Here is a 333-nt window from a genome sequence, read left to right on the forward strand (position 1 = left end):
GGAGTACGGTGCGATGAGCGATCTGGAAATCGGCGAACAAATAGTCGCGATCGAGGACGCGCCCGAGGGCGAGGACGTCATCCAGTTGCTGCCGCTCGACGCGTGGCACCGTGCCCGCGGGGGCCGGATGGTCCCGTTCGCGGGCTATAAAATGCCCGTCCAGTATGAAGGCATCATGGCCGAGCATCTGTGGACCCGTCAGTCCGCCGGCCTGTTCGACGTCAGCCACATGGGCCAGTTGGTCTTCACCTATGGCGACGACGAAAGCGGCGACACCGATGCGGTCGCGAAGGCGCTGGAGGCGGTGCTGCCCGGCGACGTGACCGGGCTGGG

Annotated in this window: 1 pseudogene; it reads left to right on the plus strand. The window is 66.1% G+C overall.

Annotated elements, in window-relative coordinates:
• Positions 1-13: 13 nt before the first annotated feature.
• A pseudogene (locus AC0IYH_RS30280) lies at positions 14-333 on the plus strand (hypothetical protein); the annotation flags it as partial.

It is taken from the genome of Pseudomonas sp. AC463 (assembly GCF_979253585.1).